General features: G+C 50.1%; 1 protein-coding gene, 2 tRNA genes and 3 rRNA genes. 1 reads left to right on the plus strand and 5 read right to left on the minus strand.

Going from position 1 to position 5,742, the window contains the following annotated elements; translation table 11 throughout:
- Positions 1 to 63 precede the first annotated feature (63 nt).
- The 5 genes from rrf to ABIC90_RS27215 all read right to left on the minus strand — a co-directional run bounded on the left by rrf (position 64) and on the right by ABIC90_RS27215 (position 5,325).
- A 5S ribosomal RNA gene (rrf, locus tag ABIC90_RS27195) occupies positions 64 to 176 on the minus strand.
- A gap of 144 nt (positions 177 to 320) precedes the next feature.
- A 23S ribosomal RNA gene (locus ABIC90_RS27200) occupies positions 321 to 3,194 on the minus strand.
- A gap of 335 nt (positions 3,195 to 3,529) precedes the next feature.
- Positions 3,530 to 3,605 (minus strand) — tRNA-Ala (locus tag ABIC90_RS27205).
- A 29-nt stretch (positions 3,606 to 3,634) separates the two neighbouring features.
- Positions 3,635 to 3,711: transfer RNA gene (locus ABIC90_RS27210), tRNA-Ile, on the minus strand.
- Between the two features lie 79 nt (positions 3,712 to 3,790).
- A 16S ribosomal RNA gene (locus tag ABIC90_RS27215) occupies positions 3,791 to 5,325 on the minus strand.
- The 16S, 23S and 5S rRNA genes sit together here with 2 tRNA genes alongside, the layout of an rRNA operon.
- Positions 5,326 to 5,421: 96 nt before the next feature.
- Here ABIC90_RS27215 and ABIC90_RS27220 point away from each other — a divergent pair.
- On the plus strand, positions 5,422 to 5,742 hold a 321-nt coding region (locus ABIC90_RS27220), incomplete at its 3' end, for a hypothetical protein (protein ID WP_354359830.1).

A 5,742-nucleotide genomic window follows, 5' to 3' on the forward strand; every position in this document is an offset into this window, starting at 1 on the left:
AAACCGTCCACGCAAAGCAAAAAACCCCAGTCAGTGTTGACTGGGGTTTTCTGGGCTGTAAGAGCCTGACGATGACCTACTTTCACACGGGAACCCGCACTATCATCGGCGCTGAGTCGTTTCACTGTCCTGTTCGGGATGGGAAGGAGTGGTACCAACTCGCTATGGTCATCAGGCATAAAGGGTTGCTTGACTGATCACATGATCAATCAAGCGAATTCATAGAGTTTGGAATCAGCGTGCAACTGTCTTGCACTTGCTTGAATGTATTTTGAATGCGTCAACTTGGCATAACACCTTGATCTGATGATCAAAGTTATAGGGTCAAGCCTCACGAGCAATTAGTATCAGTTAGCTTAACGCATTACTGCGCTTCCACACCTGACCTATCAACGTCCTGGTCTTGAACGACTCTTTAGGGGGCTCAAGGCCCCGGCAGATCTCATCTTGAAACGAGTTTCCCGCTTAGATGCTTTCAGCGGTTATCTCTTCCACACTTAGCTACTCGGCAATGCCACTGGCGTGACAACCGATACACCAGAGGTGTGTCCACTCCGGTCCTCTCGTACTAGGAGCAGGCTTCCTCAAATCTGCAGCGCCCACGGAAGATAGGGACCAAACTGTCTCACGACGTTTTAAACCCAGCTCACGTACCTCTTTAAATGGCGAACAGCCATACCCTTGGGACCGGCTACAGCCCCAGGATGAGATGAGCCGACATCGAGGTGCCAAACACCGCCGTCGATATGAACTCTTGGGCGGTATCAGCCTGTTATCCCCAGAGTACCTTTTATCCGTTGAGCGATGGCCCTTCCATACAGAACCACCGGATCACTATGTCCTGCTTTCGCATCTGCTCGACTTGTCAGTCTCGCAGTTAAGCACGCTTATGCCATTGCACTATCGTCACGATGTCCGACCGTAACTAGCGTACCTTCGAACTCCTCCGTTACGCTTTGGGAGGAGACCGCCCCAGTCAAACTGCCTACCATGCACTGTCCCCGATCCAGATAATGGACCTAGGTTAGAACCTCAAACACACCAGGGTGGTATTTCAACGTTGGCTCCACAAGATCTAGCGACCCTGCTTCAAAGCCTCCCACCTATCCTACACAGATCTGTTCAAAGTCCAATACAAAGCTACAGTAAAGGTTCATGGGGTCTTTCCGTCTTTCCGCGGGGAGATTGCATCATCACAAACATTTCAACTTCGCTGAGTCTCAGGAGGAGACAGTGTGGCCATCGTTACGCCATTCGTGCAGGTCGGAACTTACCCGACAAGGAATTTCGCTACCTTAGGACCGTTATAGTTACGGCCGCCGTTTACTGGGACTTCAATCAAGAGCTTGCACCCCATCATTTAATCTTCCAGCACCGGGCAGGCGTCACACCCTATACGTCCACTTTCGTGTTTGCAGAGTGCTGTGTTTTTAATAAACAGTCGCAGCCACCGATTTTTTGCAACCCATTCATGCTTCGTTGTTCACTACACACTAATAGGGCACACCTTCTTCCGAAGTTACGGTGTCAATTTGCCGAGTTCCTTCTCCTGAGTTCTCTCAAGCGCCTTAGAATACTCATCTCGCGCACCAGTGTCGGTTTGCGGTACGGTCGTATATAGCTGAAGCTTAGTGGCTTTTCCTGGAACCTCGTTCAGTCACTTCACGGACAAGTCCGCTCGATCGTTGGCCTCGGTATATGTGCACCGGATTTGCCTAATGCACGCCTACATCCAACTAAACCAGAATAATCCAATAACTGGATGACCTATTAAGATCCGTCCCCACATCGCACTATATAACGGTACAGGAATATTGACCTGTTTCCCATCAGCTACGCATCTCTGCCTCGCCTTAGGGGCCGACTCACTCTACGCCGATGAACGTTGCGTAGAAAACCTTGCGCTTACGGCGAGGGGGCTTTTCACCCCCTTTAACGCTACTCATGTCAGCATTCGCACTTCTGATACCTCCAGCACGCTTTACAACGCACCTTCACAGGCTTACAGAACGCTCTCCTACCACTTGCAATAAATTGCAAATCCGCAGCTTCGGTAACTGGCTTAGCCCCGTTACATCTTCCGCGCAGGACGACTCGATCAGTGAGCTATTACGCTTTCTTTAAATGATGGCTGCTTCTAAGCCAACATCCTGACTGTTTTAGCCTTCCCACTTCGTTTCCCACTTAGCCAATTTTAGGGACCTTAGCTGGCGGTCTGGGTTGTTTCCCTCTTGAGTCCGGACGTTAGCACCCGGTGCTCTGTCTCCCAAGCTGTACTCATCGGTATTCGGAGTTTGCCTTGGTTTGGTAAGTCGCCATGACCCCCTAGCCAAAACAGTGCTCTACCCCCGATGGTAATACTTGAGGCACTACCTAAATAGTTTTCGGAGAGAACCAGCTATTTCCAAGTTTGTTTAGCCTTTCACCCCTATCCACAGCTCATCCGCTAGTTTTGCAACACTAGTCGGTTCGGACCTCCAGTACCTGTTACGGCACCTTCATCCTGGCCATGGATAGATCACTTGGTTTCGGGTCTACACCCAGCGACTGATCGCCCTATTCGGACTCGATTTCTCTACGGCTTCCCTATTCGGTTAACCTTGCCACTGAATGTAAGTCGCTGACCCATTATACAAAAGGTACGCAGTCACCCCTTACGAGGCTCCTACTTTTTGTAAGCACGCGGTTTCAGGATCTATTTCACTCCCCTCCCGGGGTTCTTTTCGCCTTTCCCTCACGGTACTAGTTCACTATCGGTCAATGATGAGTATTTAGCCTTGGAGGATGGTCCCCCCATATTCAGACAGGATTTCTCGTGTCCCGCCCTACTTGTCGTTAGCTTAGTACCACACAGGTCATTTCACGTACGGGGCTATCACCCGCTATGGCCAGTCTTTCCAAACTGTTCCGTTATGTCTTGTGCTATCACTAACAGGCTCTTCCGATTTCGCTCGCCACTACTTTCGGAATCTCGGTTGATGTCTTTTCCTCGAGCTACTGAGATGTTTCAGTTCACCCGGTTCGCCTCGCATAGCTATGTATTCACTATGCGATACCTTTCGGTGGGTTTCCCCATTCGGAAATCTCCGGATCAAAGCTAATTTGCCAGCTCCCCGAAGCTTATCGCAGGCTATCACGTCCTTCGTCGCCTATCATTGCCAAGGCATCCACCACGTGCTCTTATTCACTTGACCCTATAACTTTGACGTCTCACAGGATTTCTCCAGCAAAACACAAAATCATTTCAAGGAATATGTCAGGTCTTTCACCTGACGCGTTATGCCGTTACATTCAAAATTCGATTTGACTCGAAATTGAAGTTTCTTTTGACGCAATCAAAAATTCTATGTTGCTGATGGCACGGTCTGCACTAAACCTTTACGAATGTGCAGTTTCCATCAGCAACGCTGATTCGACTCTATGAATTTTTAAAGAACAGCCGATTGATCAAGAGATCTCGATCAACAACAAAGAAGCCTCATGCTCACGCACAAAGCCGCTTTGGTGTTGAATTTAAGTATCGATTTATTGGTGGAGGATGACGGGATCGAACCGACGACCCCCTGCTTGCAAAGCAGGTGCTCTCCCAGCTGAGCTAATCCCCCAAAACTCTCACACGAGAAATCAGAAGATTTGGTGGGTCTAGTTGGGCTCGAACCAACGACCCCCGCCTTATCAAGACGGTGCTCTAACCAGCTGAGCTACAGACCCAATCGAGAATCAATGAAGATTTCGACTTCTTCCAACAACCGATAAGTGTGGGCGTTTAAATTAAATTGCTTGTTTCCAGAAAGGAGGTGATCCAGCCGCACCTTCCGATACGGCTACCTTGTTACGACTTCACCCCAGTCACGAACCCTGCCGTGGTAATCGCCCTCCTTGCGGTTAAGCTAACTACTTCTGGCAGAACCCGCTCCCATGGTGTGACGGGCGGTGTGTACAAGACCCGGGAACGTATTCACCGTGACATTCTGATCCACGATTACTAGCGATTCCGACTTCACGCAGTCGAGTTGCAGACTGCGATCCGGACTACGACTGGTTTTATGGGATTAGCTCCCCCTCGCGGGTTGGCAACCCTTTGTACCAGCCATTGTATGACGTGTGTAGCCCCACCTATAAGGGCCATGAGGACTTGACGTCATCCCCACCTTCCTCCGGTTTGTCACCGGCAGTCTCATTAGAGTGCCCAACTGAATGTAGCAACTAATGACAAGGGTTGCGCTCGTTGCGGGACTTAACCCAACATCTCACGACACGAGCTGACGACAGCCATGCAGCACCTGTGTTACGGTTCTCTTTCGAGCACTAAGCCATCTCTGGCGAATTCCGTACATGTCAAAGGTGGGTAAGGTTTTTCGCGTTGCATCGAATTAAACCACATCATCCACCGCTTGTGCGGGTCCCCGTCAATTCCTTTGAGTTTCAACCTTGCGGCCGTACTCCCCAGGCGGTCAACTTCACGCGTTAGCTTCGTTACTGAGTCAGTGAAGACCCAACAACCAGTTGACATCGTTTAGGGCGTGGACTACCAGGGTATCTAATCCTGTTTGCTCCCCACGCTTTCGTGCATGAGCGTCAGTACAGGTCCAGGGGATTGCCTTCGCCATCGGTGTTCCTCCGCATATCTACGCATTTCACTGCTACACGCGGAATTCCATCCCCCTCTACCGTACTCTAGCTATGCAGTCACAGATGCAGTTCCCAGGTTGAGCCCGGGGATTTCACAACTGTCTTACATAACCGCCTGCGCACGCTTTACGCCCAGTAATTCCGATTAACGCTTGCACCCTACGTATTACCGCGGCTGCTGGCACGTAGTTAGCCGGTGCTTATTCTTACGGTACCGTCATTAGCCTTCTGTATTAGAAAAGACCGTTTCGTTCCGTACAAAAGCAGTTTACAACCCGAAGGCCTTCATCCTGCACGCGGCATGGCTGGATCAGGCTTTCGCCCATTGTCCAAAATTCCCCACTGCTGCCTCCCGTAGGAGTCTGGGCCGTGTCTCAGTCCCAGTGTGGCTGGTCGTCCTCTCAGACCAGCTACAGATCGAAGGCTTGGTGAGCCTTTACCTCACCAACTACCTAATCTGCCATCGGCCGCTCCATTCGCGCAAGGTCTTGCGATCCCCTGCTTTCATCCGTAGATCTTATGCGGTATTAGCACAGCTTTCGCTGCGTTATCCCCCACGATTGGGCACGTTCCGATGTATTACTCACCCGTTCGCCACTCGCCGCCAGGATTGCTCCCGCGCTGCCGTTCGACTTGCATGTGTAAGGCATGCCGCCAGCGTTCAATCTGAGCCAGGATCAAACTCTATAGTTCGATCTTGATTTTTGCGCCTGACCTCGCGGCCAGGCAAAACTCATAAAAAAAGAATTAAAGTGAACTTCACTTCTATCTCATGAGCGTTTTTAAGTCTTGCGACTTGTTCCGAAGAACTTACGCAATTACCTTCAAACGCCCACGCTTATCGGCTGTAAATTTTTAACGAACAACAAAGCAACTTATCGTTTACTTCGTTTGACTTGCTGCGATCAGCGAAGCCTTGTAGTCTATCACGGTTTTTTAAGTACCGTCAAACTTTTTTCGCTTTCAACATCTTCTTTTGTCGCATCCCGCAACCTTCGCCGCAAGACGCTGAAGCTGTTTCAGCGCAGCCTTCGATTATGCACCGTTTTTTGCAATCCGGTCAACTTCGAAGGAAGTTTTTTCAACCAACCCGTTCAAGCAATCAGCCCC

The sequence above is a fragment of the Variovorax boronicumulans genome (assembly GCF_040544675.1).
In the GTDB taxonomy this organism is placed as follows: domain Bacteria; phylum Pseudomonadota; class Gammaproteobacteria; order Burkholderiales; family Burkholderiaceae_C; genus Variovorax; species Variovorax boronicumulans_D.